25 protein-coding genes are annotated in these 23,044 nt (G+C 54.0%); 15 read left to right on the plus strand and 10 right to left on the minus strand.

All coding sequences use genetic code 11. The features are described 5' to 3' along the window. Window positions 1-53: 53 nt before the first annotated feature. Complete coding sequence (locus ACP4QI_RS10730) at window positions 54-1,286, minus strand: diguanylate phosphodiesterase (protein WP_426494668.1); 1,233 nt, start codon at window positions 1,284-1,286, stop codon at window positions 54-56. A gap of 153 nt (window positions 1,287-1,439) precedes the next feature. Between ACP4QI_RS10730 and ACP4QI_RS10735 the strand changes: the two genes are divergently transcribed. Beyond that, window positions 1,440-2,420 carry a mannuronate-specific alginate lyase gene (locus ACP4QI_RS10735; RefSeq protein WP_426494667.1) on the plus strand — a complete coding sequence of 327 codons (981 nt, stop codon included), beginning with the start codon at window positions 1,440-1,442 and terminating at the stop codon, window positions 2,418-2,420. Here the strand turns inward: ACP4QI_RS10735 and ACP4QI_RS10740 are convergent. Further along, window positions 2,417-3,166: a glucose 1-dehydrogenase gene (locus ACP4QI_RS10740; RefSeq protein WP_142489462.1), complete on the minus strand. Its 750-nt coding sequence runs from the start codon at window positions 3,164-3,166 to the stop codon at window positions 2,417-2,419. The two genes, ACP4QI_RS10735 and ACP4QI_RS10740, sit on opposite strands and share 4 nt — an antisense overlap. 127 nt (window positions 3,167-3,293) lie before the next feature. Between ACP4QI_RS10740 and ACP4QI_RS10745 the strand changes: the two genes are divergently transcribed. Beyond that, window positions 3,294-4,199 carry a LysR family transcriptional regulator gene (locus ACP4QI_RS10745; RefSeq protein WP_426494666.1) on the plus strand — a complete coding sequence of 302 codons (906 nt, stop codon included), beginning with the start codon at window positions 3,294-3,296 and terminating at the stop codon, window positions 4,197-4,199. Between the two features lie 25 nt (window positions 4,200-4,224). On the opposite strand, the gene ACP4QI_RS10750 is transcribed toward ACP4QI_RS10745, so the two are convergent. Beyond that, window positions 4,225-4,653 (minus strand): OsmC family protein, encoded by a 429-nt coding sequence (locus ACP4QI_RS10750; protein ID WP_426494665.1) that lies wholly within the window; start codon window positions 4,651-4,653, stop codon window positions 4,225-4,227. Window positions 4,654-4,798: 145 nt separating this feature from the next. On the opposite strand from ACP4QI_RS10750, the gene ACP4QI_RS10755 reads away from it, so the two are divergent. The 4 genes from ACP4QI_RS10755 (at window position 4,799) to ACP4QI_RS10770 (ending at window position 7,769) form a co-directional block, all read left to right on the plus strand. Then, complete coding sequence (locus ACP4QI_RS10755; protein WP_426494664.1) at window positions 4,799-5,320, plus strand: VOC family protein; 522 nt, start codon at window positions 4,799-4,801, stop codon at window positions 5,318-5,320. Window positions 5,321-5,462: 142 nt separating this feature from the next. After that, window positions 5,463-5,678 (plus strand): biofilm-dependent modulation protein, encoded by a 216-nt coding sequence (bdm, locus tag ACP4QI_RS10760; RefSeq protein ID WP_106992870.1) that lies wholly within the window; start codon window positions 5,463-5,465, stop codon window positions 5,676-5,678. An 80-nt stretch (window positions 5,679-5,758) separates the two neighbouring features. Then, window positions 5,759-5,896, plus strand: coding sequence for a stationary-phase-induced ribosome-associated protein (gene sra / locus ACP4QI_RS10765; protein WP_032618124.1), 138 nt, complete (start codon window positions 5,759-5,761; stop codon window positions 5,894-5,896). Between the two features lie 175 nt (window positions 5,897-6,071). Next, window positions 6,072-7,769, plus strand: a complete 1,698-nt coding sequence (locus tag ACP4QI_RS10770) for an NAD-dependent malic enzyme (RefSeq protein ID WP_156263773.1) — start codon at window positions 6,072-6,074, stop codon at window positions 7,767-7,769. A gap of 46 nt (window positions 7,770-7,815) precedes the next feature. Here the strand turns inward: ACP4QI_RS10770 and yajD are convergent, their stop codons facing one another. Both yajD and ACP4QI_RS10780 read right to left on the minus strand, forming a co-directional pair. Further along, window positions 7,816-8,163, minus strand: a complete 348-nt coding sequence (yajD, locus tag ACP4QI_RS10775; RefSeq protein ID WP_106992874.1) for an HNH nuclease YajD — start codon at window positions 8,161-8,163, stop codon at window positions 7,816-7,818. Between the two features lie 53 nt (window positions 8,164-8,216). Then, complete coding sequence (locus ACP4QI_RS10780; RefSeq protein ID WP_426494663.1) at window positions 8,217-9,407, minus strand: MFS transporter; 1,191 nt, start codon at window positions 9,405-9,407, stop codon at window positions 8,217-8,219. A 641-nt stretch (window positions 9,408-10,048) separates the two neighbouring features. On the opposite strand from ACP4QI_RS10780, the gene ACP4QI_RS10785 reads away from it, so the two are divergent. The 6 genes from ACP4QI_RS10785 to ACP4QI_RS10810 all read left to right on the plus strand — a co-directional run bounded on the left by ACP4QI_RS10785 (window position 10,049) and on the right by ACP4QI_RS10810 (window position 15,740). Beyond that, on the plus strand, window positions 10,049-10,366 hold the full coding sequence (locus tag ACP4QI_RS10785; RefSeq protein ID WP_142489468.1) for a hypothetical protein: 318 nt from the start codon (window positions 10,049-10,051) through the stop codon (window positions 10,364-10,366). A 46-nt stretch (window positions 10,367-10,412) separates the two neighbouring features. Then, a complete protein-coding gene (gene hxsD, locus ACP4QI_RS10790; RefSeq protein WP_426494662.1) occupies window positions 10,413-10,796 on the plus strand; it encodes a His-Xaa-Ser system protein HxsD in 384 nt (127 codons plus the stop codon). 4 nt (window positions 10,797-10,800) lie between these two features. Next, complete coding sequence (locus tag ACP4QI_RS10795) at window positions 10,801-11,025, plus strand: hypothetical protein (RefSeq protein ID WP_142489470.1); 225 nt, start codon at window positions 10,801-10,803, stop codon at window positions 11,023-11,025. Beyond that, the gene (gene hxsB / locus ACP4QI_RS10800) at window positions 11,015-12,472 is read left to right on the plus strand and encodes a His-Xaa-Ser system radical SAM maturase HxsB (RefSeq protein WP_285125688.1); all 1,458 of its coding nucleotides are present in this window, start codon (window positions 11,015-11,017) and stop codon (window positions 12,470-12,472) included. Before ACP4QI_RS10795 ends, hxsB begins: the two co-directional genes overlap by 11 nt. Next, a complete protein-coding gene (gene hxsC, locus ACP4QI_RS10805) occupies window positions 12,469-13,674 on the plus strand; it encodes a His-Xaa-Ser system radical SAM maturase HxsC (RefSeq protein ID WP_426494661.1) in 1,206 nt (401 codons plus the stop codon). Before hxsB ends, hxsC begins: the two co-directional genes overlap by 4 nt. 359 nt (window positions 13,675-14,033) lie before the next feature. Beyond that, entirely contained in the window at window positions 14,034-15,740 is a 1,707-nt protein-coding gene (locus tag ACP4QI_RS10810; RefSeq protein ID WP_426494660.1) for an ABC-F family ATP-binding cassette domain-containing protein, read from the plus strand. A 39-nt stretch (window positions 15,741-15,779) separates the two neighbouring features. Here ACP4QI_RS10810 and ACP4QI_RS10815 read toward each other — a convergent pair whose 3' ends face one another. From ACP4QI_RS10815 to tssD, 4 genes are all read right to left on the minus strand, one after another. Then, complete coding sequence (locus ACP4QI_RS10815; RefSeq protein WP_426494659.1) at window positions 15,780-16,379, minus strand: inorganic diphosphatase; 600 nt, start codon at window positions 16,377-16,379, stop codon at window positions 15,780-15,782. 158 nt (window positions 16,380-16,537) lie between these two features. Then, window positions 16,538-16,987 carry a Shiga toxin A subunit gene (locus ACP4QI_RS10820; RefSeq protein WP_426494658.1) on the minus strand — a complete coding sequence of 150 codons (450 nt, stop codon included), beginning with the start codon at window positions 16,985-16,987 and terminating at the stop codon, window positions 16,538-16,540. 7 nt (window positions 16,988-16,994) lie between these two features. Then, window positions 16,995-17,360, minus strand: coding sequence for a tlde1 domain-containing protein (locus ACP4QI_RS10825; protein ID WP_307762838.1), 366 nt, complete (start codon window positions 17,358-17,360; stop codon window positions 16,995-16,997). Next, window positions 17,360-17,851: a type VI secretion system tube protein TssD gene (gene tssD / locus ACP4QI_RS10830; RefSeq protein ID WP_426494657.1), complete on the minus strand. Its 492-nt coding sequence runs from the start codon at window positions 17,849-17,851 to the stop codon at window positions 17,360-17,362. Before tssD ends, ACP4QI_RS10825 begins: the two co-directional genes overlap by 1 nt. A gap of 405 nt (window positions 17,852-18,256) precedes the next feature. Here tssD and adhP point away from each other — a divergent pair, with 405 nt between their 5' ends. Then, window positions 18,257-19,267, plus strand: a complete 1,011-nt coding sequence (adhP, locus tag ACP4QI_RS10835) for an alcohol dehydrogenase AdhP (RefSeq protein WP_156263778.1) — start codon at window positions 18,257-18,259, stop codon at window positions 19,265-19,267. A 99-nt stretch (window positions 19,268-19,366) separates the two neighbouring features. On the opposite strand, the gene ACP4QI_RS10840 is transcribed toward adhP, so the two are convergent. Then, window positions 19,367-19,873, minus strand: a complete 507-nt coding sequence (locus ACP4QI_RS10840) for an RrF2 family transcriptional regulator (RefSeq protein WP_156263779.1) — start codon at window positions 19,871-19,873, stop codon at window positions 19,367-19,369. A gap of 199 nt (window positions 19,874-20,072) precedes the next feature. Here ACP4QI_RS10840 and ACP4QI_RS10845 point away from each other — a divergent pair, with 199 nt between their 5' ends. Both ACP4QI_RS10845 and ACP4QI_RS10850 read left to right on the plus strand, forming a co-directional pair. After that, a complete protein-coding gene (locus tag ACP4QI_RS10845) occupies window positions 20,073-21,275 on the plus strand; it encodes an NAD(P)/FAD-dependent oxidoreductase (RefSeq protein WP_426494656.1) in 1,203 nt (400 codons plus the stop codon). A gap of 142 nt (window positions 21,276-21,417) precedes the next feature. After that, window positions 21,418-23,037, plus strand: a complete 1,620-nt coding sequence (locus tag ACP4QI_RS10850; RefSeq protein WP_426494655.1) for a TIGR04028 family ABC transporter substrate-binding protein — start codon at window positions 21,418-21,420, stop codon at window positions 23,035-23,037. Window positions 23,038-23,044: the final 7 nt, after the last annotated feature.

A 23,044-nucleotide genomic window follows, 5' to 3' on the forward strand; every position in this document is an offset into this window, starting at 1 on the left:
TGCGATAGATGGAAAATTTTTATCTGTTTAGCAGATAATTATTGGTGGCGTATTTAATCGTTTAAATATTCAGCGCTGGTAAATTGCGGCCAGTGAATTTCCCCTACGCCGTTTAATTCAGGCCGGGCGAATAAAAATCCCTGAAAACGCTTGATGCCTGCCGATTCAAGCCAGCACCACTCTTCAATTTTCTCGATGCCCTCAGCCACCAGCGCAATCTCCATGTCGGTACAGCAGCTGATAATCGACTTCACAATCGCCTGTTTCGGGCCGCTTAAGTGGATATTGCTGACAATCTCGCGATCGATTTTCAGTTTATCCGGCTGGAAACGGGTCAACAGCGACAGCCCGGCATAGCCAGAGCCAAAATCGTCAATCGCCAGACCAATCCCCGCCGCCCTCAACTGCTTGATGGCGCTGTTAAACTGGTTAAAGCCGGAGATCATCTCGTTTTCAGTGACCTCAATCACCACCTGCTCCGGCTGTAAACCGTGGATACGGATCTGATCCATCAGATAATCGACGGCGCCGGGCACGTTGACCAGCGACATCGGCAGCAGGTTGATGGCAATTTTATGGTCACCGATGCCAATTTTCTCGGCCAGCGCAAAGGCGTAGGCCTTGGTCAGCAGATCCACCTCATACACTTTGTCCTGATCGATGGCGTTAAAGAACCGCTCCGGGCTCCCGCCGTCGTTGCTGCGGATCAGCGCTTCCAGCGAGGAGATTTTACCCTCGGTGGGTTGGACGATCGGCTGCAGGGCAAACTGACAGACCTGATTATCAATCAGCCCGTTGATGGATTTGCCAAAAGGGGTATGCTCCGGGGCCAGCGTCCACTTCTCCGGCCGGAAATTTGACCCGCCCAACGCTTTTTTCTGCTGGTTGATAAAAGTCTGAATAAATTTAAATACCCGATCTTCCGCCGCCAGATAATTATCCAGCTTGCTGTAGCGCAAAACGGAGGAACGCACCGATTTGGACGTCTCTGTGCGCAGATCGAAGAGCAGCATACCGACGTTCTCGAAGCGCCGACGCGGACCGTAGTCACGCATCAGCTCCACCACGCTGTCGTGGCGTTTGTCTTCGCGGATCTTCAGGAACAGCGTCTCAATAACCTCTTCAGACCCTTCGAGGATCTGCAGAAACTCGACACCGTCAAACAGCAAAATGCCCGTGACGTCCAGCGCGGTATTACTGTGTTTGGCCTTTTCAACAAGTGAGAGGAGGGATAAAGATTTACAGGACGGATTTAACTGGCTTTTGTAAATGAGTGTAGTCAGCACAGCCATTGTTCCCGATAGATTGTTAGGCCTTTTAAGCTATTGTGTAACATAAATAACGATCGCCGACTAATAGTATTGAAAGGATATATCAGGAAACAGGCGATTCGGCTCAAAAATAATCAACGTGAATGTTTAATTCTGGCGGAGGCGAATGTGAAATGTACCTTGCGACTGTTGCTCTGCTTACCGGTATACGCTCTGGCCGCTCCGCTGGTGCCTCCTGCCGGTTTTACCCGGCCGCTGCCCCATACCGCGTCGGGCGGCTGCGTAGCCCTGTCCGCGCCCTTTACCGCCCCGCTGACGTTGCGCAGTAAATATGAGGGATCGGACAGCGCCCGCGCCACCCTTAATCCGCAGGCCGAGCAGGCGTTTCGCGCCGCGTCTAAACCCATCGTCGGCTTTGAACGCGGGATCTCGGAGATGGTGTGGCGCTATAAGCAGAGCGGAGATCCGCATACCCTGCGCTGTATTCTGAATGGTTACGCGACATGGGCCGACGCGGAGGCCTTGCTCTCAGAAGAGACCAGCCACACCGGGCGCGCCATGCGCAAATGGGCCCTGGCAACGCTTGCCAGCAGCTGGCTGGAGCTGAAGTTTACCCCCGGGACGTCGCTTGCCGGACAGCAGGCCACCGAGCGCTGGCTGGGCCAGCTGGCGGATCGTGTGGTACGGGAGTGGGACGGCCTGCCGCTGGAGAGCACCAATAATCACAGCTACTGGGCAGCATGGGCGGTCATGGCCAGCGCCGTGGCGCTCGACCGGCGGGATTTATTCACCTGGTCATTAAAAGAGTACCGCATCGCCGCCGGACAGATTGCAGCTGACGGCACGCTGGCAAACGAACTGCGTCGCCGCGAGCGGGCGCAGGCCTATCACAATTACGCTCTGCAGCCGCTGGTGATGATCGCCAGTTTTGCCAGAGCCAATCAGGTAGATGTCATTCAGGAGAACAAGGGCGCGCTGGCGCGGCTGGCGGGGTATGTTTTGCGGCAGGACGAGTCTCATCCCGAATGGCTGGAGCCCTGGTGCGCCATGCAGCACTGCACATCAGTGACACTGTCACGCCTGGACGCCAGCCGTCCGTTGCAGGATCGCCGCCTCGGCGGCAATCTCACACTACTCTATCAGCGTTAAATCTGCGCCATCCCGCCATCCACGAACAGCTCGGTGGCGTTGATAAAGCTGGCGGCATCGGAAGCGAGAAACGCCACCGCTTTAGCCACCTCTTCCGGTTCGCCAATGCGTCCCAACGGTACCGTCGACGCTAACGCATCGAACAGCCCCTGGCGCCGATCTTCCGGTACCAGCTCGCCCAGCCCCGGGGTTTTAATCGGGCCCGGGCTGACCACGTTGACGCGGATCCCGCGCCCCTGTAAATCCAGCGCCCAGGAGCGGGCAAAGTTTCTCACTGCCGCCTTGCTGGCGCTGTAAACGCTGAAGTTGGCGGTACCTTTAACGGAGACGGTCGAGCCGGTGAGGATCACCGAGGAACCGGAAACCAGCAGCGGCAGCGCCTTCTGCACGGTGAAGAGCACGCCGCGCACGTTGGTGGCGAAAATGCGGTCGAAGTGTTCTTCGGTGATGGCCCCCAGCGGCAGCATATCCCCGCCGCCAGCGTTGGCAAACAGCACGTCCAGCCGCCCTGCCTGTTCAGCGATTTGCGCATACACCGTATCGAGATCGTCAAGGCGCGAGGCATCGGCGCGAATACCGATCGCCTGCCCGCCCAGGCTGGCGACGGCATTGTCCAGTTCTGCCTGACGACGACCGGTGATGTACACCTTCGCCCCCTGAGCGGCCAGCTCTTTTGCCGTTGCCAGACCGATACCGCTGGTACCACCGGTGACGAGTGCGACTTTACCTGTTAATGCTGAGTTCATGTGATTTACCTTCTGTGTTGTTGGTGTGGATGCACTCTACCGCTTGCGGGATTAGGGAAAAATCCGCAAAAATGGAAATCACTTTTTCCCTACGGGAATAATCCCCCGTTTTGATGAGCGCCGCTTTATGGATCAGTTAATGGCAATGCGCGCCTTTACGCGCGTGGTAGAAACCGGCAGCTTTACCCGGGCGGCAGACTCGCTGAACATGCCCATCGCCACCCTCAGCAAACTGGTAAAAGCGCTGGAGGCGCACCTTGGCGTGCGTTTGTTGCAACGTACCACCCGACGGGTAACGCCGACGCCGGAGGGGCAGGACTATTATGAAAAGGCCCGACGGGTGCTGATTGATATCGAAGATATCGACACCTCGTTCAACGCGGTGAAACAGCAGCCGCAGGGGCATTTACGTATTGATGTGGGGGGCTCGACGGCGCGGGACGTGCTGATCCCGGTGCTGCCGGATTTTATGCGCCGTTATCCCGACATCCGCATCGACCTGGGCGTGGCGGACCGGCCGGTGGATTTAATCAGCGGCAATGTGGACTGCGTGATCCGCGGCGGCGCGCTGGGGGACTCTTCCCTGATTGCCCGGCATATCGGCAATGCAGAGATGGTCACCTGCGCCACGCCGGGCTATCTGAAAGAACACGGGATCCCCGCCTACCCGGAGGAGCTGCGAAACGGTCATAAGCTGGTGAGCTATCTCTCGCCGGCTAACGGTCGCGCGGTGCCGTTTCGCTTTACGCACGACGATGAGGTTCGCGAAATCAACCTGCGGCACCATATAGGCGTCAACGAGAGCAACGCGCACCTGGCGGCGGCGGTTGCCGGAATGGGGATCATCCAGACCTTTCGGTATTCGGTAGGGGCGATGCTGGAGGCAGGCACGCTGGTGGAAATTCTGGTGAAATGGCGGACGCCGGACTACCCGTTTTACGTGGTATATCCGCAAAACCGGCATGTGACGCAGCGGTTAAGGGTGTTTATCGCCTGGCTGGCAGAGGTCTTTCCTGAGGCGGTGAAGGGATAGCCGGGCGCAAGGCCCGGCGGAAGGATCAGTTCAGGGTGTAGTCGAGGGTGATTTCAGCTTTCAGCACCTGTGACACCGGACACCCGGCTTTGGCCTTCTGAATGATGCCGTCAAACTGCTGCGGGTCAATGCCCGGCACGGTCACTTTGCTCTGCAACGCAATTTTGCTGATGGCAAAGCCGCTGTCGGTTTTATCCAGCGACACATCCGCAATAGTGTCGATGGAATCGGCGGTATAGCCCGCCTCGCCCAGCATCAATGACAGCGCCATTGAGAAGCAGGCCGCATGCGCTGCGCCAATCAGCTCTTCCGGGTTGGTGCCCTTTTCCCCTTCGAAGCGGGTATTAAAGCCGTAAGGTTGCTGATTAAGGACGCCGCTTTCGGTGGAAACTGTCCCTTTACCGCGTTTAATATCGCCAGACCAGTGCGCCGAACCGTGCTTGTGAATCGTCATAAATTGTTCTCCTTTTGGCATACAAGGAGTTAAGTATAGAAGAGAGATCGGGCTTTGCGGCAAAGACGGAACAGTCTCACCCGATTGTGCAAATATTCACCCGCTGTCAGCCTGCTATATTTTAATATTTGCTAAGGAGAGAAGAATGAATTTACCCGTCAGAGGCATCGATCACATCGGTATTACCGTACCGGACATTAATCAGGCCACGCTATTTTTTGAACAGGCCTTTAACGCGAAAGAAATATATCGTTCCGTGGAACCCGGAGACGGTAATATTGATCCCGACGCCCAGCAAAAGACGTTGCGCTTATTCCCGGGCACGGAAGTGCGCGCTATTCGAATGCTGGCCATGCCCCACGGGCCCGGGATTGAGCTGTTCGAAATGCACGGCCCGGAGCAGCAGTCCCCGGCCAGAGCAAGCGACTTCGGTCTTCAGCACTTTGCCGTCTATGTCGATGATTTTTCACAAGCAATAAAACGCTTTATCGCGGCGGGTGGCGAGATGTTTACCGAGCCAAAGGCGCTCTCGTTCCCGGCCGAAAAGGGAGAAGGCAACGCCTTTTGCTACGGCAAAACGCCCTGGGGCAGCGTCATTGAATTGATATCCTGGCCCTCCTCCATGCCTTATGAAAAATACACGCCTCTGCGTCGCTGGAAGCCGTGATATATCCATGAAAGTGCTGTGATTATGATATTTTTATTTCCAGGACGAGTCTTAGACACAGCGCTAAAAAAGTTTGCCATTCTGAATGTGCATTACGTTATTGCGAACCGGAACATTAGACAGAAAACGACACGGAGGCACTATGTTTACTTATACTTCAGCAACCACACCATCCGCACAGCCGGAGCTGGTAAATGCAATTGCACAGGGTTTACGCGCAGAACTGGGCGCTGTCACCGAAGATGACATTTTGATGGAACTCACCAAGTGGGTTGAAGCCTCAGACAATGACATCCTCAGTGACATCTACCAGCAGACCATTAACTACGTCGTCAGCGGTCAGCACGCCAGCTTCTGAAAACCTGCTATGCTGGATCTGCAACCTTAGGGGTTACATTTCGTTCGCCTTATCACTATCAACAGGAATGAGGAGTTAATATGAAATCGAACCGTCAGGCACGCCATATCCTGGGACTGAACTACAAACTCTCGAACCAGCGTAAAGTGGTGATTGAGGGCGACAGCGAAACGCAGGTCACCCACGCTACCGGCAGAAAACGCCACGAACCTAAGTAAGTTCACTAAAGCATACCTGACACCACCGGCTACTCCGGTGGTGTTTTTGTTTGTATGTTGCGGTTTTTAACATTGACCTCCTTTATACTACCCGCCTGACATCCCCTGCGGGCACGACAGCGACAATGATCAACACCAGTGCCAGGGACGGATTTCCAAAAATTAAGTGAGTGACATGGACAACAAAGCAACCCGACATCGTTCCCTTTACATCCCTTACGCCGGGCCGGTTCTGCTGGAGTTCCCCCTGCTGAACAAGGGCAGCGCCTTCAGCATGGAAGAGCGTAGCAACTTCAACCTGCTGGGCCTGCTGCCGGAAGTGGTGGAAACCATCGAAGAACAGGCCGAGCGTGCGTGGATCCAGTACCAGGGCTTCAAAACCGAAATCGATAAGCACATCTATCTGCGCAATATCCAGGACACCAACGAAACCCTCTTCTATCGCCTGGTGCAAAACCATCTCGATGAGATGATGCCGGTGATCTACACCCCGACCGTTGGGGCCGCCTGCGAACGCTTCTCCGAAATTTACCGTCGCTCGCGCGGCGTGTTTATCTCCTATCAGAATCGCCACCAAATGGATGACATTCTGCAGAACGTGTCAAACCACAACATCAAGGTGATTGTGGTGACCGACGGGGAGCGTATTCTCGGTCTGGGCGACCAGGGGATCGGCGGAATGGGTATTCCGATCGGCAAGCTGTCACTGTACACCGCCTGCGGCGGCATCAGCCCGGCCTACACCCTGCCGGTGGTGCTGGATGTCGGCACTAACAACCAGCAGCTGCTCAACGACCCGCTGTATATGGGCTGGCGCCACCCACGCATCACCGACGACGAGTATTACCAGTTCGTGGATGACTTTATTCAGGCGGTAAAACACCGCTGGCCGGACGTGCTGCTGCAGTTTGAAGACTTCGCCCAGAAAAACGCGATGCCGCTGCTGAACCGCTATCGCGACGAAATCTGCTCCTTTAACGACGACATTCAGGGCACCGCGGCGGTCACCGTCGGCACCCTGATTGCCGCCAGCCGCGCGGCGGGCAACCAGTTAAGCTATCAGAAGATCGTCTTCCTCGGCGCCGGTTCCGCCGGGTGCGGTATTGCCGAGCAGATCATCGCCCAGACACAGCGGGAAGGGTTAAGCGAAGAGCTGGCTCGCTCACGCGTCTTTATGGTGGACCGCTTCGGCCTGCTGACCGACGCCATGCCGAACCTGCTGCCGTTCCAGACCAAACTGGTGCAAAAGCGCGAGAACCTGAAAAACTGGGATACCGACAACGAAGTGCTCTCCCTGCTGGACGTAGTACGCAACGTCAAGCCGGATATTCTGATCGGCGTCTCCGGGCAGACCGGGCTGTTCACCGAAGAGATCATCCGCGAAATGCATAAATACTGCGCTCGCCCCATCGTGATGCCGTTGTCGAACCCGACTTCACGTGTGGAAGCCACCCCGCAGGACATCATCGCCTGGACCGAAGGCAATGCGCTGGTTGCCACCGGTAGCCCGTTCTCTCCGGTGGTGTGGAAGGATAAAACCTACCCGATTGCCCAGTGTAACAACTCCTATATCTTCCCGGGGATTGGCCTCGGGGTGATCGCCTCGGGAGCCTCGCGCATTACCGATGAGATGCTGATGTCCGCCAGCGAAACCCTGGCCAAGCATTCACCGCTGGTGAACAACGGCGAAGGGCTGGTGCTGCCGGAGCTGAAGGATATTCACGTGGTGTCGAAGGCGATTGCCTTTGCCGTAGGCAAGATGGCGCAGCAGCAAGGGGTGGCGGTGAAAACGTCTGCCGATGCGTTGCAGCAGGCGATTGATGAGAACTTCTGGCAGCCGGAATACCGCAGCTACCGCAGAACCTCAATTTAAAAAGCAAAAAGGCAACGTAAGTTGCCTTTTTTTATGTTGGTACGATCTACTTCTTCTTATTCAGCATCGCCTGTAAATCGGCAAACGGATTATAGGTTGCCGCGCCTACGTCTTTTTGCGCGTCCTCACCCGCTACCACGGTAGTGCCGTACAGATCCGCTTCCGTATATTTAGAATGCTCGTGATCGTGACAAAACAGACACAACAACTCCCAGTTACTGCCATCTTCCGGGTTATTGGTGTGGTCGTGATCGATATGGTGGACCGTTAATTCACGCAGGTTTGAATAAACAAATTCCCGCGAGCAGCGCCCACATACCCAGGGATAGATTTTGAGTGCTTTTTCGCGATAGCCGCTTTCCAGCCGCGCGTAGTTTTTGGGGATCAGAGCCATTGCTGAGATTACCTGTGACAAAAAACTAATTTTACGCCAGTACGGCCGGGAATTCACCTGCGTTCACTGCCGCAGTCCATCGTTTCTGTAAGCTGGCGCTGCGTCAGCCACCAGAACGCCAGTGCCAGCAAACTGACCATCGCCCCCAGAAAACATACTCCCTGCCAGCCGAAATGGGCATACGTAAGGGTGGTACCGATCGCGCCCAGCCCGCTACCGACGGCATAAAAAAGCATATAAAGCCCCACCAGCCGGCTATGGGCATCCGGGCGGGTGCGAAATATCAGGCTCTGATTAGTGACGTGTAGCGCCTGGCCGCCCAGATCCAGCAGCACGATACCGATCGCCAGCGCCCAGAGTGACATATTCATCAGCGACAGCGGCCACCAGGCCAGCAGCAGCGTCAGAAGCGCCATTCCGCTGGTGCGCCCGGCATACCCCCGATCCGCCCACTGACCGGCACGCGATGCAGCCAGCGCGCCGACCACGCCCGCGAGCCCGAACGCGCCAATCATTGTGTGCGAGAAGCTATAAGGCGGCGCGCTCAGGGGCAGCACCAACGCGCTCCAGAAGATGTTAAAGACGGCGAACATCAGCAGCGCCAGCATGCCCCTCACCTGTAACGCCTTCTCCTGACGCAGCAGCGTCAGCATCGAGGCTAACAGACGGGGATAAGTCAGCGCGTGAGAAGCCGGAGGCAGGACGGGCAGCCGTCGCCACAGCGGGATCGCAATCGCCAGCATCAGGAGCGCGGCACAGAAATAGACCCCGCGCCAGCCCGTCAGATCGCTGACGCCCCCGGCAAAGACCCGCGCCAGCAGCAGCCCGATAAACACCCCGCCCTGCGCCGTTCCCACCACCCGCCCCTGCTCATGAGAGGCCGCGGCGCTGGCGGCATAGGCGATCAGCCCCTGGGTCATCGCCGTCCCGAGCAGCCCGACGGCGAGCATGCCAGCCAGCAATACCGGCGCGGACTGCGCCATCCCTACCGCCGCCAGGGCGATAGTCAGAGCCAGCATTTGGATCGCCATCAGGCAGCGGCGATCCACCCTGTCACCCAGCGGCACCAGAAACAGCAGCGCCAGCGCGCAGCCTATTTGCGTGGCAGTAATAACACCGCCGACCGCGGCCTGGCTGATGGCAAAATCCCGCGCCAGGGCGTCCAACAGCGGTTGCGCGTAATAGACATTCGCTACGCACAGGCCGCTGGCGATGGCGAAGAGCCATACCAGACTGCGTGACATATTTCCCTGCTCGGGCGACGTTGTGCGTTGCGCATGCATACCTTTGAGCTCCAGTAATCTGGTTTCAAAACAAAACCAAATGGAGTTTAGGCTAATTGGTTTTAAAATGCAACCATATGACTTATCCCTTTCATCCGTCAGATGGCAGGATGCTACTTCACAACGGCCCACCTTGCCCCGTCGCGCACTTCGTCGATCCGATGAGCGATCGCCGACGCACAGGCCTGTCGGAGTGGCGCCGATGGTGTTACAGGCGGAAGAGGGTTCGACGCAGGCCTGTGACTCATTAATTTAATCAATATAAAAGCAGGCTAATTATGCTGTATTTTGAAATTTTGATATTTTAATTCATCCTGGCGACCGCTTCTGCTTTTAAGCAGTCCCTTTCCCATAAATTTATCTAAAGCATTTTCATTACGGTAACAGCTCTCAATCGCGTCAGCACTGCATGCTTAATAAAAGCTTGTTTAAAATATGTTTTCAGTTGTTAAGAAAAGCACTTAACGCAAACTTCACTTATTGCGATCTGCATGATTCAAATCAAACGCCACGCACAAATATGACATTAACCAAATATAGCCGTGATTTATTATATTCAGGATAACAATTTTGTTGTCTTCTCAGTTTGGTAAGGATTAAAAATGAAAGCATTGCCAAAAGTCACAAAAGGTTCTGTCAACGAACTTACTCATAAAAACATCACTCCTATTGTTGCCAGTATCGTTGCAGGGGTTATCGCAGGTGTGAGTATGCCGGCGATGGCGTCCACCAGCAGCGGAACGCCAGCTTCTGCGACTCAACCACAAGTCGCTGTGAATCAAACCGCACAGCAGACCAATACGGCTATCATTATGGCGAAACCGTCTCTTGATGGGCAGGCATTTGCCGCACATTACAGCCACTCCAGTCATGCCAGCCATTCCAGCCACTACTCCTGCACACCGGGTTCGACGTGCTAATACTCGAGGCCAGCTGCAAAGCTGGCCAATCCAGAAGGTAATAACAATGAATAATGTTGTGCAAGGTGCTAATGCATTGGGTGAATTTTTTTTGCTATCGCTTGATAAAGACACTTACAGCCGCGAAGCAATTATGAAAACATGTTATGCATTTACGGATGATTATTACATCCATGTTGTAAAAGTTGCGGATAACACCACGGGAATCTGTTTTTATAGCAAGAAAGATGACAATAGTGAGCAAAATATCAATTCCGGCGTCAGACTTTTTTTACAAGCGCTAAATGAAAATCAGATGCGCCAGATAATTCATCAGGAAACAGCGCCCCTGCATGAAGAAATTATCAAAAAAGCTTTCGCACCCGCTGTATCACTGATTGAGAACGAATCGCAGAACGATTCTCTCACTATCCTCACGTCAGCCGTGTGATTTTATGAAAATAACGTTAGATGCCGGGTTTTATACCCGTACCGCCCTCTCTGCGATGACAGAGCAATTTGTGGAATTTATGCGTGTAGAGTGTTCGACTGGCGAAGACATGTCCCTGACCCTGAGCGTCAAAGAAGAATATCTGACAGAAAGCTCAGCTATCATCCATACATTTCTCAATAATATCCTTGAGTTAAGCATACAGGAGGTCATGAATAATGAACGTTAAATTTCATGCCCCTGCGAAATTTACCCGTGATACGTATCAACTCCTTCCGTTCCGGTTTAGCCGGCTTGAAAGTGGACGCTATTTCCTTTCGACAGACTATGGCGAGTGGATGTGTCTTGACGAGCCAGACCTTATTGCGCTGACCAAAAAAGAGAAAATTGAAAACGAAGCGCTCTGGTATGAGTTAAAAGCCAAACATGTCGTCAGTGAGCAGACGGATGCTAACCGGATTGCTTTACTGGCTTCGCGATACAGAACGAAAAAAGCATTTCTCGAGAGTTTCTCTCAGCTGCATATCTTCGTACTCACCGTGCGCTGTAATAACTCCTGTGTTTACTGCCAGGCCTCACGCAAAAGCTGTCAATCCGATCAGGCTCGCTTTGATATGAGCCCGGCAGTAATGGAAAAGAGCGTAGAGCTGTTTCTGTCAATGCCCTCAGACAAGCTCACGCTGGAGTTTCAGGGAGGCGAGTCCACCCTTAATATGCCGCTTATCAGGCAGGCTGTTGCGCTCGTGAAGGCGAAAAAGAGTCGCAAGGATATCCAGTTTGTCGTTTGCACGAATCTGTGTGACCTGAATGATGAGGATCTGGCTTTCCTACTGGAACATCAATTTTCAATCAGCACCTCTCTGGATGGCCCCCAGCACCTGCACGATGCTAACCGGAGATATGGCAATACGGGTGCCTGGAACGCATTAATTTCAACGCTTGATAAAATCAAAGCACGTAACGCCTTTGATAAGGTGAGCGCGTTGATGACCACTACGCGACAAAGCCTCGAAATTCCGCATGAAATTATTGACGAGTATGTAAAGCAGGGATTTCGCAGCATCTTCATCCGTGAGCTCAATCCCTATGGTTTTGCGCATAAGTATTTTCATAAGATTGGCTACAGCACAGAGCAATTTTTAGCTTTTTACGAGACCTGTCTCGATTACATTCTTCTCCTCAACCGCCAGGGAATCGCGTTTCGTGAATCCTATGCCAGCCTGATCATGAAAAAGCTCATGACCCCCTGGGCAACAGGATTTGTCGACCTCCAGTCACCTTGCGGCTCAGGTTTTGGCGTCACCCTTTATAACTACGATGGAAATATCTACCCAAGTGATGAAAGCCGAATGATGGCGGAGACGGGCGACCAGCACTTTAAAATGGGCAATATTTTTGAGAACAGCCGCGAGGAGCTTTTCTTTGGTCCCGTGATGCAAGAGCTGGCAGCGGCAGGCGTGAATGATTGCCTGCCAGTATGTTCAGATTGTGCCTTTGCTCCTTACTGCGGAGCCGACCCTGTTCGCAGATATCAGGTCACAGGTTCGGTATACGGGCAGCCGGGAAAAGATGACTTCTGTGTAAAAAACAGAGGCATTATTTCAATGGTGATTAAAAGATTCACTGAAGGTGACGACGAAACCCGTCGCCTGTTGATGCAGTGGGGTTTGAAATGAACACGCCGTATGAAGACACGCTTTTTCTTTCTGTGCAGGCAGAGCGCGTTTTGCATCTGGCCTCGCCGCTATTTGGCAAGGTTGTGACCGATACGCAGGCAAATCTGGCAGATACTATTCTTTTTCTGCCAGCGCATACTCAAGAACCACTCCCGTCATTGCATCATGTACGCGCGATAATTTGCTCAAGTACCGATCCTCGTTTTGAAAAGCTTAAATTGCATAGCATGGTTCCGCTGATCGTTATTGCACCCGATGTCATTTTCAGCCAGGGCGATATTATCAGCGTGAGCGAGCGTGGCCGCATTCACCGCTATTTCCGGGCCAAATCGCAAAACAACGCCTTTCTGGTGACAGAAACCTGCAATAACCTTTGCATCATGTGTCCGCAACCGCCGAAACCGCCATCCTTGGTTAATCATGAAGGCATTGAGCAACGCATATTACACACGCTCAATCTCATTGATGATGAAAATTTGCCAGCGTCACTGTGTATAACAGGCGGAGAACCCACCATGCTTAAAGAGGGTTTGCTTCGCATTATCGAGGGCATTTCTGACAGAACGCCGCAGACGTTAATTCATCTCCTTACAAATGGTCGCTATTTATCCAATGAGCACTATACCGCCCGTCTGGCTCACGTCGGTGGACCTCAGCTACTCGCAGGAATCCCACTTTTTGGTCATGTTTCAGAGTTACATGATTATGTCGTTCAGGCTGAAGGCGCGTTTAATCAGACCATGGCTGGCCTGTTAAATTGCTATAAACACGGGATCAATATCGAACTGCGTGTCGTGCTGACCAAAGTCACGGTGCCGTATCTTAAAGCGCTGGCCGAATTTATCTCACGGAATCTTTTCTTTGTGAAACATGTTGCGCTGATGGGAATGGAGAATATGGGCTTTGCGAAGCTTAACCGTGAAGCGTTATTCGTCGACCCATGGGACTATAAAGATGAACTCTCTGCGGCAATCGAGATTTTTCAGCTGTACGGTATTGATGTGCGGATTTTTAACCTTCCACTGTGTGTGGTTAATCCGGATACTCACGCCTGCTGCAAACAAAGTATCAGCGACTTTAAAAATAGCTGGGACCCTGTCTGTACGTCCTGTATTAAACGTGAGAGTTGCTGTGGTTTCTTCAGTTCGTCAACGGAGAAATTTTGGCTTTCCAGACATATTCGTCCCTTTGTTGCGGAGTAAATCATAGCGGCGCCTTGCTTTCGCTGGACTGCCCGGCTTTCAACAGCATCACCGAACACAGGCCGGGCAAGCGCAGCGAAAACTGCGCAGCCTTGCCGGACGTAACTTTCCCCGCTACACTCCCTTCATCCATCAACCTACTGAATATAAAAGGAGGCTAATTATGCTGTGCTGTGAAATCTTTGATATTTCACTTCACCTTGGTGATCGCACCTGCTCAAGCGTTATCGGTTTCGTGCTGCGATAACTTCGGCTTGAGCGAAGACACCTAAGACTGAATCCCTTCTCTCGGGCTTACCGGGTTATCGTCAGCGATGTATGACGAGGCATTTTTATGCCTGTAACTCTTGAGTAAGCAAATGAGCACATTACTGACTGCACTTTCTCTCCGTGTTGATACTGCCTTTGACACGCTGTTCAACGACCTCACCTTTAGCCTGAAAAAAGGCGACCGCATTGGTCTGCTGGGCGATAACGGTTGCGGCAAAAGTACCCTGCTGAAGATCCTCGACGGCACAGACGCACCCCTTTCCGGGACGGTGGCGCTGGCCGGGCACTGCCTGATGGCACGGGTCGAGCAGCATCTGCCTGAATCTGTTTATCCGCTGACCATGATTGATGCGGTGCTGGCGCAGCTGCCGGTGGCCGAACGTGAAAGCCTGCGCTGGCGGGCGGAAACCCTGCTGGCAGGTATGGGCTTTACCCCGCAGGACACCGCCCTGCAATCGGCCACCCTCAGCGGCGGACAGCACACCCGACTGCTGCTGGCGCGGGCGCTGATTAATGAGCCGGATCTGTTGCTGCTGGATGAACCCAGCAACCACCTCGACCTGCCGACGCTGTTGTGGCTGGAGCAGTTCCTGCAAAACTGGTCCGGCAGCTTTGTGCTGGTGTCGCACGACAGACAGCTATTAGATGCCGTCACCAACGGCAGCTGGATCCTGCGCGACAAAACGCTGCACTTCTTCGCCCTTCCCTGCACCCGCGCACGTCAGGCGCTGGTGGAGAAAGACGAAAGCGATGCCCTGCGCCATAAAGCCGAGCAAAAGGAGATCGACCGGGTCACCGCCAGCGCAAAACGGCTGGCGACCTGGGGCAAGGTCTACGATAACGAGGATCTGGCCCGCAAGGCCAAACAGATGGAACGTCAGGTCGAGCGCCTGAAGGAGAGCCAGACGACGCTGACAACCGGCAGCCCATGGACTCTAACCCTGCGCGGCGATGCGCTGCGTGCCGATCGGCTGCTGGAGATCGACGCCCTCGGCGTTGCGCCTGCGCCTGGCCTGCCGGCGTTATTCTCAGTAGAAAACGTCCGTCTCAAAAGCGGCGATCGGGTGGCGATTGTCGGGCGCAACGGCTGCGGAAAATCCTCCCTGATGCGGCTTATCTGGCAGCAGTTTATTGCCAGCGAAATGCATACCGGGCTGAAGATTCATCCGCGCGTCGCCACGGGGTATTACGACCAGACCCTGCATCAGCTGGCGGATGACGCCACGCTGATCGACGCTCTGGAACCGTTCGCCCCCAATCCTCAGGATCGCAAGATGGCGCTGATCTCCGCCGGATTCGCCTGGGCGCGGCACGGGCAAAAGGTCAGCACGCTTAGCGGCGGGGAGCGTTCGCGGCTGCTGTTTATTGGCCTGACCCTGGCCCGCTTCAGCCTTCTGATGCTCGATGAGCCGACCAACCATCTGGATATGGAAGGTAAAGAGGCCCTGGCAGAAACGCTGCAACAGTTCGAGGGTGGCGTGCTGCTGGTCAGCCATGACCGGCAGTTAATCAGCCAGAGCTGTAACCGCTTCTGGCTGATTGAAAATGGTCAACTCAGCGAATGGCATGATGCCGACGCGGTGTTTGCCCGACTGCGTGACGGCAACGGGGTCAGTGCCGTGCCGGTTCGGACCGCACAGCAAGATGAACCAGAGGCACATGACGATCTGCTGGAACGGTTGATTATGCTGGAGACGTTGCTGGAAGAAGATCGGCTGCGTAAGCCTAAACATCAGAAGCCGCAGCTTCAGGCACAGTGGCAGGAGGAGATTGCCGCGCTGACGGCGCAGCTGTAGGAAATCGCCCGGCGGGTAGCCGCCGTCGGGCAACTTTTTTTACTTCGGCTGATTGGTTTTCCAGGCATCCCATGCCTGTTTAATTTCCTGCTTCGCGGTGGCGGCATCGTTAAAGCCGTTCAGCTCCACCGCTTTTCGCCCTTCCGGCAACTGTTTGTAGACGCGGAAGAACGACTCCAGACGCTGCTGCTCAATCTTCGGCAGATCGCTCAACTCTTTGATATCGTCATAGGTCGGGTCAATTTTGCTGGCCGGTACGGCGACAATTTTGTCATCTTTCTCGCCACCGTCGATCATCTTCAGCACGCCAATGGCGCGCAGTTTAATCAGGGTACCCGGGGCCATCGGCGCGCGGGTATAGAAGATCACGTCCAGCGGATCGCCATCACCGGCCAGGGATTGGGTCAGCGAGCCGTAGTTTGCCGGGTAGGCCACCGGCATCGACTGGAAGCGGTCGGCCACGATAAAGCCCGTTTTGGCATCCGTTTCATACTTAATAATCCCGCCGGCCGGAATTTCGGTGACGGCGTAAAACTCTTCCGGATTATTATCAGGCTGTGGGAATTCGAGAATATTTTGTGCCTGCACAGAAGCTGACAGGAGGACGCTCACTGCGAGAAGTTTTTTTACCAGATGCATTGTCTTGTTAACTCTTCGGTTTTTAAGAAGACCACACCTTACGGTTTCGAAATGTCAGAAACATGACAGATTTACTGCAGAAATATTGATTGGAGAGAGTTAAAGGAGACCTCCTCAGGGTTGTCTCCTTTGTTTCTACCTGTGTTGCTGCTTCTGGCTCAGAACTCTCGGGCCAGTGTCAGGTAACCACCATAATCAACTGAGCATTCATTATCATTCAGATAGCCAAGAGCGATCACTACAATTCTCTTGTCCTCTTTATTAATGAACGTATATTTAGCCGCTATGCTTTTTACATTGTTGTCATGAAATATTAAGTAATATTGTCTTTTTGAAAGAACACTCCCCCCCTTGATGGTATTTGCTTTCTGCCAGGCTTGATCAGCAAGTTGCTTAGCCAACACTTCAGATACAGGGTTAACACCTAATACTTCCACTACAGTTTTATGCTCAAGGATCGTATCCCTTTCAATCTTTGTATCCTGGATATAGGAACTTAGGGTGGCTGATTCTAGATAACGGCCGACATCAGCACATTGTTCATCCTTTGTCGCGGCCAGGGACACTATAGGAAAGAGAACAAATAAACAGATTAAGGATTTAAACATAATCAGACTACTCCACTATTAGATTTTTGTCTTTACTCGCGTGGATTGCAATTCTGTTAGTAAGGCTTGTTATGATGCAGCCGTTAGAAGCCGTTCCCGGATCTTTTTTGCTGTCACCGTGAATCAAGAAACCCTCTCTGCCACACATATTGTTAGATGAGGCTGCGGTAAGTCTTAATACATATTTCCCTGCGGTTTTATGCTGGAATGGATTACCTATCGTATATTTTCCCGCTGGCAACGGTCCTTTGTTTTTTACGCACTGTTGAGCGGGATCATTGTAGTAGCCAACCGCACCTGCATACAGCGCATCAAACTTATACGTACCATCGAGGTAGAACTTAGCTTCCTTAACCTTATAAACCCACGTCATTATGCAGTCCTCCTTTCATTCCATCCATGAGAATGAATGATATTTCCATCTAAATATCGCCATTCGATTTTTTTATAATTAACAGAAACATATTCCTGATGTGAGTGTTTATCAAAAAGAGGATTTTTAATATCAAGCATAAAGCTATCAATATCGGTAATCCTGCAATCTGTAAGTGTCACCCGAAAGTATTCTTCCTCTTGTCCATTAAAATTAACGCGATAATACCTGAATACAGCCTCCTTAAATTTGCTACCACTGCTCACTCCTTTGCTTAGATAAGGGCTGGAACTATCTAAATCTTTCCTGAACGACATGTCACCGTGACAGCATGGGCCTGTGACTTTTCCTGTTAAATCATCTACTGGAAGTTCTACGGTATGCATAATCTCACTTATTTCTATGCTTCCCTCTCTTCCCTGAACATCTACAGAGCCTTTTACAAGATTGCCTGCGTCATCTGTAAGCCATAAATAAACGGGAATTGCCATTATTAGAAACTCCATTTCGACAAGTGGATAAGAAGCATCCTACATATAGATATGAAATGAATAGCTGTTTTTTACAGTTTATTGATACCTGTCAATAATAGAATTTACTGTAAGGTAACGGAAATATATTGGTTTAATGAATATATGTTTATATTCTCTCTTAAAGCTCCTAAATTCGATCTCAAAAACCAGGCATTACATAACCAAAGCAGACAATTAACCACACAGAACGCATGGCAATAGGTGATGAGACTGACAATACCGCCTAAGATCTGCGTTAAATGATGACATTATGTTTCACAGCCCTTGCCTCAATCATTAAAAAAATTAATCCTTAAGGAGTATGTCGCGCTGTTGGACGCCATACTTGCCCCGCAGATCCTCATTATGAAAATGGAGAAACATATGAAAGCTGCTGTCGTGACTAAAGACCATCAGGTAGAAGTGACCGAGAAAACCCTGCGCCCGCTGAAGCACGGCGAAGCGCTGTTGAAGATGGAGTGCTGTGGCGTCTGCCACACCGATCTTCACGTTAAAAACGGCGATTTTGGCGATAAAACCGGGGTGATCCTCGGCCATGAAGGCATTGGCGTGGTTAAGGAAGTCGGTCCGGGCGTCACCTCGCTGAAACCGGGCGATCGCGCAAGCGTGGCGTGGTTCTTCGAAGGCTGCGGCCATTGCGAATACTGTAACTCCGGCAATGAAACCCTGTGCCGTACCGTAAAAAACGCCGGGTACTCCGTGGACGGCGGAATGGCAGAAGAGTGCATCGTTACCGCCGATTATGCGGTAAAAGTGCCGGACGGGCTGGAGTCCGCCGCCGCCAGCAGCATTACCTGCGCCGGGGTGACCACCTATAAAGCGGTGAAAGTGTCAGAGATCAAACCCGGCCAGTGGATTGCAATTTATGGCCTGGGCGGGCTGGGTAACCTGGCATTGCAATATGCCAAAAACGTTTTCAACGCCAAAGTGATCGCCGTTGACGTAAACGATGAGCAGCTGAAGCTGGCGACCAGCATGGGCGCCGATCTGGTCGTCAACTCCCGCAGCGACGATGCCGCGAAATTCATTCAGGAAAAAACCGGCGGCGCCCACGCTGCGGTAGTGACGGCAGTGGCGAAAGTGGCCTTTAACTCGGCGGTGGATGCGGTTCGTGCCGGTGGCCGGGTGGTGGCGGTCGGTCTGCCGCCTGAGGCGATGAGTCTCGATATTCCGCGTCTGGTGCTGGACGGCATTCAGGTCGTGGGCTCGCTGGTCGGCACCCGCCAGGATCTGACCGAAGCCTTCCAGTTTGCCGCCGAAGGCAAGGTTGTGCCGAAAGTGGCGCTGCGTCCGCTGGGCGATATCAACGCCATCTTCAAAGAGATGGAGCAAGGCCAGATCCGCGGCCGTATGGTGATTGATTTCCGTTCGTAACCTTGTTCCCTCTCTCTGGAGGGAGAGGGTCAGGATGAGGGGGAACGGGCCGCACTCCCCTGTAACACTGCATGCCCGGCGGCGCTACGCTTGCCGGGCCTACGAATTCCGCCGATCCGCAATCCACTCCTGCACCTCAATCTGAAAAGTATCCGGTGCCTTACGGTACATTTTGCGCGCCAGGTCGAGAATGGTATGCCGCGCCAGCTCCTCTTCCATCCGCTGCTGGGCGCTGTCCATCACCGAGCGCACGCCGCACGGTCCGTCGCAGACCCAGGCCGGAGGCGTTTCGTCGAACACCGCCAGCCGCTGACGCACTTCACGACACTCAAACGTATTTTTCTCGCCATCAATGGCGTGGGCCACATCCAGCACGGTGATCAGTTCCGCAGGCCGCGCCAGCCGAAAACCGCCGCCCTTTCCTTCAGTGCTGCTCACCAGCCCGGCGCGCGACAGACGCGTGAAAATCTTGCCCAGATAGTCGTAAGGCACGCCCTGTAGCGCTGCCATCTCCCTGACGCTCATCTCGCGGTCGTTCCCTTTCGCATCCACCATGGTCATCAGGCTATGAATGCCGTACTCCACGCCGGAACTGTAAAAAGCCATGCTTAACTCCGAAGTTATTATTCCGGGTCATTATAGCCGCGTTTCGTAAAAGAAAGACAGTCACAATCCTCTCTTCATCTAACCCTCTGTTTTTACGGTGCCCGGTTATTTAACTCAGAAAGATATTGTCGCAGTTAACTACGACAAGTATAGTTGTAGTCACGTCGGCCACGGGGCCTGATAAGAAAAAGGATCGAAGATGAAGAAGCAAATTTTAATTGTGGGCAGCGGTTTTGCGGGAATGTGGGCTGCGGTAAGCGCCGCGCGCCTGGCCGATGTTACGGGCCGTGACGACCTGCAGATCAGCGTCCTGGCGCCCCGTCCGGAGCTGCGGATCCGTCCGCGCTTTTATGAAGAGCAGGTCGCGGGCTTTGCTGCCCCGTTAAGCGAGCTTTTTGCTGAGTTGAACATTCACTTTATTGCTGGATCCGCTGAACGTATTGATGCGAAGCAGAAAAGTGTCTGGTATCGCGACAGCCAGGGCAACGTGACGCTGGCCGCTTACGACCGTCTGATCGTGGCGACCGGCAGCCAGACCCGACGCCCTGCCATTGCCGGTCTGGCCGAATTTGCCTTTGATATCGACCAGCTGGAATCCGCACAGATTTTTGAAAATCACCTCGATTCACTGGCCCTACGCCCTTCTACGCCGGAACGCAACACCCTGGTAGTGTGCGGAGGCGGTTTTACCGGCATTGAACTGGCGACCGAACTCCCTGCCCGTCTGCGGGCCCGTTTCGGCGAAAATACGCAGACTAAAATTATCGTAGTTGAGCGCGGCGCAGTAATTGGCGGGCGTTACAGTGAAGAGCTGCGCAATACAATTGAAGAAGCGAGCAATGAACTGGGCGTGGAGTGGCGGCTAAACAGTGAGATCAAAGCTATTGATGATACAGGCGTAACGCTGAAAAACGGCGAGCGCATCGCTGCCGCCACCGTCGTCTGGACGGCAGGCGTGGAAGCGCATCCCCTCAGCCAGCAGATTGCGGGCGAACGCGACGGCCAGGGACGCTTAATCGTCAACGAGAGCCTGCAGGTACCTGCCCATCCAGTGGTCTATGCCACCGGAGATATGGCCCATGCCCGCACCGACGATCTCGGCAACACGGCGCTAATGACCTGCCAACACGCCATCCAGTTGGGCAAGTTTGCCGGGCACAACGCCGCCGCCAGCCTGCTGGACGTGGCCCCCTATCCCTATCGTCAGGTGAACTATGTCACCTGTCTCGATCTGGGCGGCTGGGGCGCGGTCTACAGCGAGGGGTGGGACCAGAAAGTGAAATGCGTGCGCGACGAGGCGAAGAAAATCAAAATCGCCATCACCAACGAACTGATCTACCCGCCCGCAGCAGACCGCGCCATGGCCTTTGCCGCCGCCGATCCGCTGGCGAAATTTGTCTAGAGACGACTCACCGCGCCCCCGCCGGCGCGGTTTTTTATTGCCATTTTCCGCAAATCCTTAGCTCAATTCCTTGGTTCCTTTCTTTTCTGCCCCGCCCGAAGATGCATTCGACGCTAACAAGAAAAAACATAAGGAATTCACCATGCAAACCCCATTTTGCCTGCCGCTGTTGACGGCGCTCATTCTTGCGACGACGGCGGCGTATGCTGCCGATACCCCGGTTAAAGGCGGCACGCTGGTCTATCTGGAGCAACAGGCTCACACTAATCTCTATCCCCCGGCGGGCGGGTTTTACCCCAACGGCGGGATCCTGAACCAGATCACCGACAAACTCACCTGGCAGAACCCTAAGACCCTGGAAGTGGAGCCGTGGATCGCCGAGAGCTGGAGCACCAATGCCAATAAAACCGAATACACCTTTAAGCTCCGCCCCGGCGTGACCTTCTCCGACGGCACACCGCTGGACGCGAACGCAGTGGCGAAGAACTTTGATACCTACGGCAAAGGCAACAAGGCCCAGCGCCTGCCGGTATCGGAAGTGATCAACAACTACGACCGCAGCGAAGTGATCGACCCGCAGACCGTGAAGTTCTACTTCAAAAAGCCGTCCCCGGGCTTCCTGCAGGGCACTGCTACTATCGGCTCGGGTCTGGTCTCCCTGAGCACGTTACAACGTAACTTTGAAGAGCTGGGTGATGCCCGACATATCATCGGCTCCGGTCCGTTCGTGGTGAAAGACGAAAAGCTGGGCCGGGAGGTGCACCTTCTGGCGCGGAAAGACTACGCCTGGGGCCCGAAAAACCTCGCCCAACAGGGCCCGGCGAACCTGGACGGCATCACTTATCTGGTGACCCCGGAGGACAGCGTTCGCGTCGGCGCACTGCTGGCCGGACAGGCCGACTTTATCCGCCAGGTGCAGGCCTATGACGAAAAACAGGCCACCGATCAGGGATACCACATCTACGCCGCCCCCACCCGCGGGGTAAACGACAGCATCAGCTTCCGCCCGGATAATCCGCTGGTAGCCGACATCCGGGTGCGCCAGGCGCTGCTGCACGCCACCAACGCGAAGCAGGTGGTCGAGACCCTGTTCTCGCCTAACTATCCGCAGGCCAAATCGGTCATAGCCGACTCCGCCGCGGGCTATGTCGATCTCAGCGACAAGCTGACCTTCGACCCGGCCAAAGCCAGCAGCCTGCTGGATGAGGCGGGCTGGAAAGCGGGCAGCGACGGCATCCGCGCCAAAGACGGCCAGCGTCTGGCCCTGACTATCTATGAATCCCTGCCGCAGCCGCAGAATAAAGAGGTATTGCAGCTGGTGGCCCAGCAGTGGCGTCAGGTGGGCGTCGCCCTCAACGTGAAGGCCGGTGATGCCGGAAGCCACGTTCTCGACAACCTCGACCCGCTGAAGACCCCACTCACCGTCTCGGAAGTGGGCCGCGCCGACCCGGACGTGGTGAAGAGCATGTTCTACCCGAATAACCGCGACGCCCTGCTGCAAAAAGGCGGCTCCAGCGACAAGGTGAACAGCTTCCGCGACGACAAGCTCAACGAGCTGCTGGTGAATATCTCCGCCGAAGTGGACCCGCAGAAACGCCTCCAGCTTACCGGCGATGCCCAGCGCTATCTGCTGGATAACGCCTACGTGATCCCAATCTTCGAAGAGCCGCAGGTGTTTGCCGGTGCGCCCTGGTTGAAAGGGGTAAGTTTTGAAGCGGTCGGTCGCCCGTCGTTCTACGGCGCCTGGATCGAGAAACATTAAGGAGTCG

Origin of the sequence: Leclercia sp. TB492 (genome assembly GCF_049974505.2) — a bacterium.
GTDB classification, from domain to species: Bacteria; Pseudomonadota; Gammaproteobacteria; order Enterobacterales; family Enterobacteriaceae; genus Enterobacter; species Enterobacter adecarboxylatus_C.

Bases quoted from the DNA above. Each gene is read 5' to 3' on its own strand.
- ACP4QI_RS10740 (WP_142489462.1), bottom strand. From the start codon at position 3,166: ATGAACTCAGCATTAACAGGTAAAGTCGCACTCGTCACCGGTGGTACC.
- ACP4QI_RS10745 (WP_426494666.1), top strand. From the start codon at position 3,294: ATGGATCAGTTAATGGCAATGCGCGCCTTTACGCGCGTGGTAGAAACC.
- ACP4QI_RS10750 (WP_426494665.1), bottom strand. From the start codon at position 4,653: ATGACGATTCACAAGCACGGTTCGGCGCACTGGTCTGGCGATATTAAA.
- ACP4QI_RS10755 (WP_426494664.1), top strand. From the start codon at position 4,799: ATGAATTTACCCGTCAGAGGCATCGATCACATCGGTATTACCGTACCG.
- bdm (WP_106992870.1), top strand. From the start codon at position 5,463: ATGTTTACTTATACTTCAGCAACCACACCATCCGCACAGCCGGAGCTG.
- sra (WP_032618124.1), top strand. From the start codon at position 5,759: ATGAAATCGAACCGTCAGGCACGCCATATCCTGGGACTGAACTACAAA.
- ACP4QI_RS10770 (WP_156263773.1), top strand. From the start codon at position 6,072: ATGGACAACAAAGCAACCCGACATCGTTCCCTTTACATCCCTTACGCC.
- yajD (WP_106992874.1), bottom strand. From the start codon at position 8,163: ATGGCTCTGATCCCCAAAAACTACGCGCGGCTGGAAAGCGGCTATCGC.
- ACP4QI_RS10780 (WP_426494663.1), bottom strand. From the start codon at position 9,407: ATGTCACGCAGTCTGGTATGGCTCTTCGCCATCGCCAGCGGCCTGTGC.
- ACP4QI_RS10785 (WP_142489468.1), top strand. From the start codon at position 10,049: ATGAAAGCATTGCCAAAAGTCACAAAAGGTTCTGTCAACGAACTTACT.
- hxsD (WP_426494662.1), top strand. From the start codon at position 10,413: ATGAATAATGTTGTGCAAGGTGCTAATGCATTGGGTGAATTTTTTTTG.
- ACP4QI_RS10795 (WP_142489470.1), top strand. From the start codon at position 10,801: ATGAAAATAACGTTAGATGCCGGGTTTTATACCCGTACCGCCCTCTCT.
- hxsB (WP_285125688.1), top strand. From the start codon at position 11,015: ATGAACGTTAAATTTCATGCCCCTGCGAAATTTACCCGTGATACGTAT.
- hxsC (WP_426494661.1), top strand. From the start codon at position 12,469: ATGAACACGCCGTATGAAGACACGCTTTTTCTTTCTGTGCAGGCAGAG.
- ACP4QI_RS10810 (WP_426494660.1), top strand. From the start codon at position 14,034: ATGAGCACATTACTGACTGCACTTTCTCTCCGTGTTGATACTGCCTTT.
- ACP4QI_RS10815 (WP_426494659.1), bottom strand. From the start codon at position 16,379: ATGCATCTGGTAAAAAAACTTCTCGCAGTGAGCGTCCTCCTGTCAGCT.
- ACP4QI_RS10820 (WP_426494658.1), bottom strand. From the start codon at position 16,987: ATGTTTAAATCCTTAATCTGTTTATTTGTTCTCTTTCCTATAGTGTCC.
- ACP4QI_RS10825 (WP_307762838.1), bottom strand. From the start codon at position 17,360: ATGACGTGGGTTTATAAGGTTAAGGAAGCTAAGTTCTACCTCGATGGT.
- tssD (WP_426494657.1), bottom strand. From the start codon at position 17,851: ATGGCAATTCCCGTTTATTTATGGCTTACAGATGACGCAGGCAATCTT.
- adhP (WP_156263778.1), top strand. From the start codon at position 18,257: ATGAAAGCTGCTGTCGTGACTAAAGACCATCAGGTAGAAGTGACCGAG.
- ACP4QI_RS10840 (WP_156263779.1), bottom strand. From the start codon at position 19,873: ATGGCTTTTTACAGTTCCGGCGTGGAGTACGGCATTCATAGCCTGATG.
- ACP4QI_RS10845 (WP_426494656.1), top strand. From the start codon at position 20,073: ATGAAGAAGCAAATTTTAATTGTGGGCAGCGGTTTTGCGGGAATGTGG.
- ACP4QI_RS10850 (WP_426494655.1), top strand. From the start codon at position 21,418: ATGCAAACCCCATTTTGCCTGCCGCTGTTGACGGCGCTCATTCTTGCG.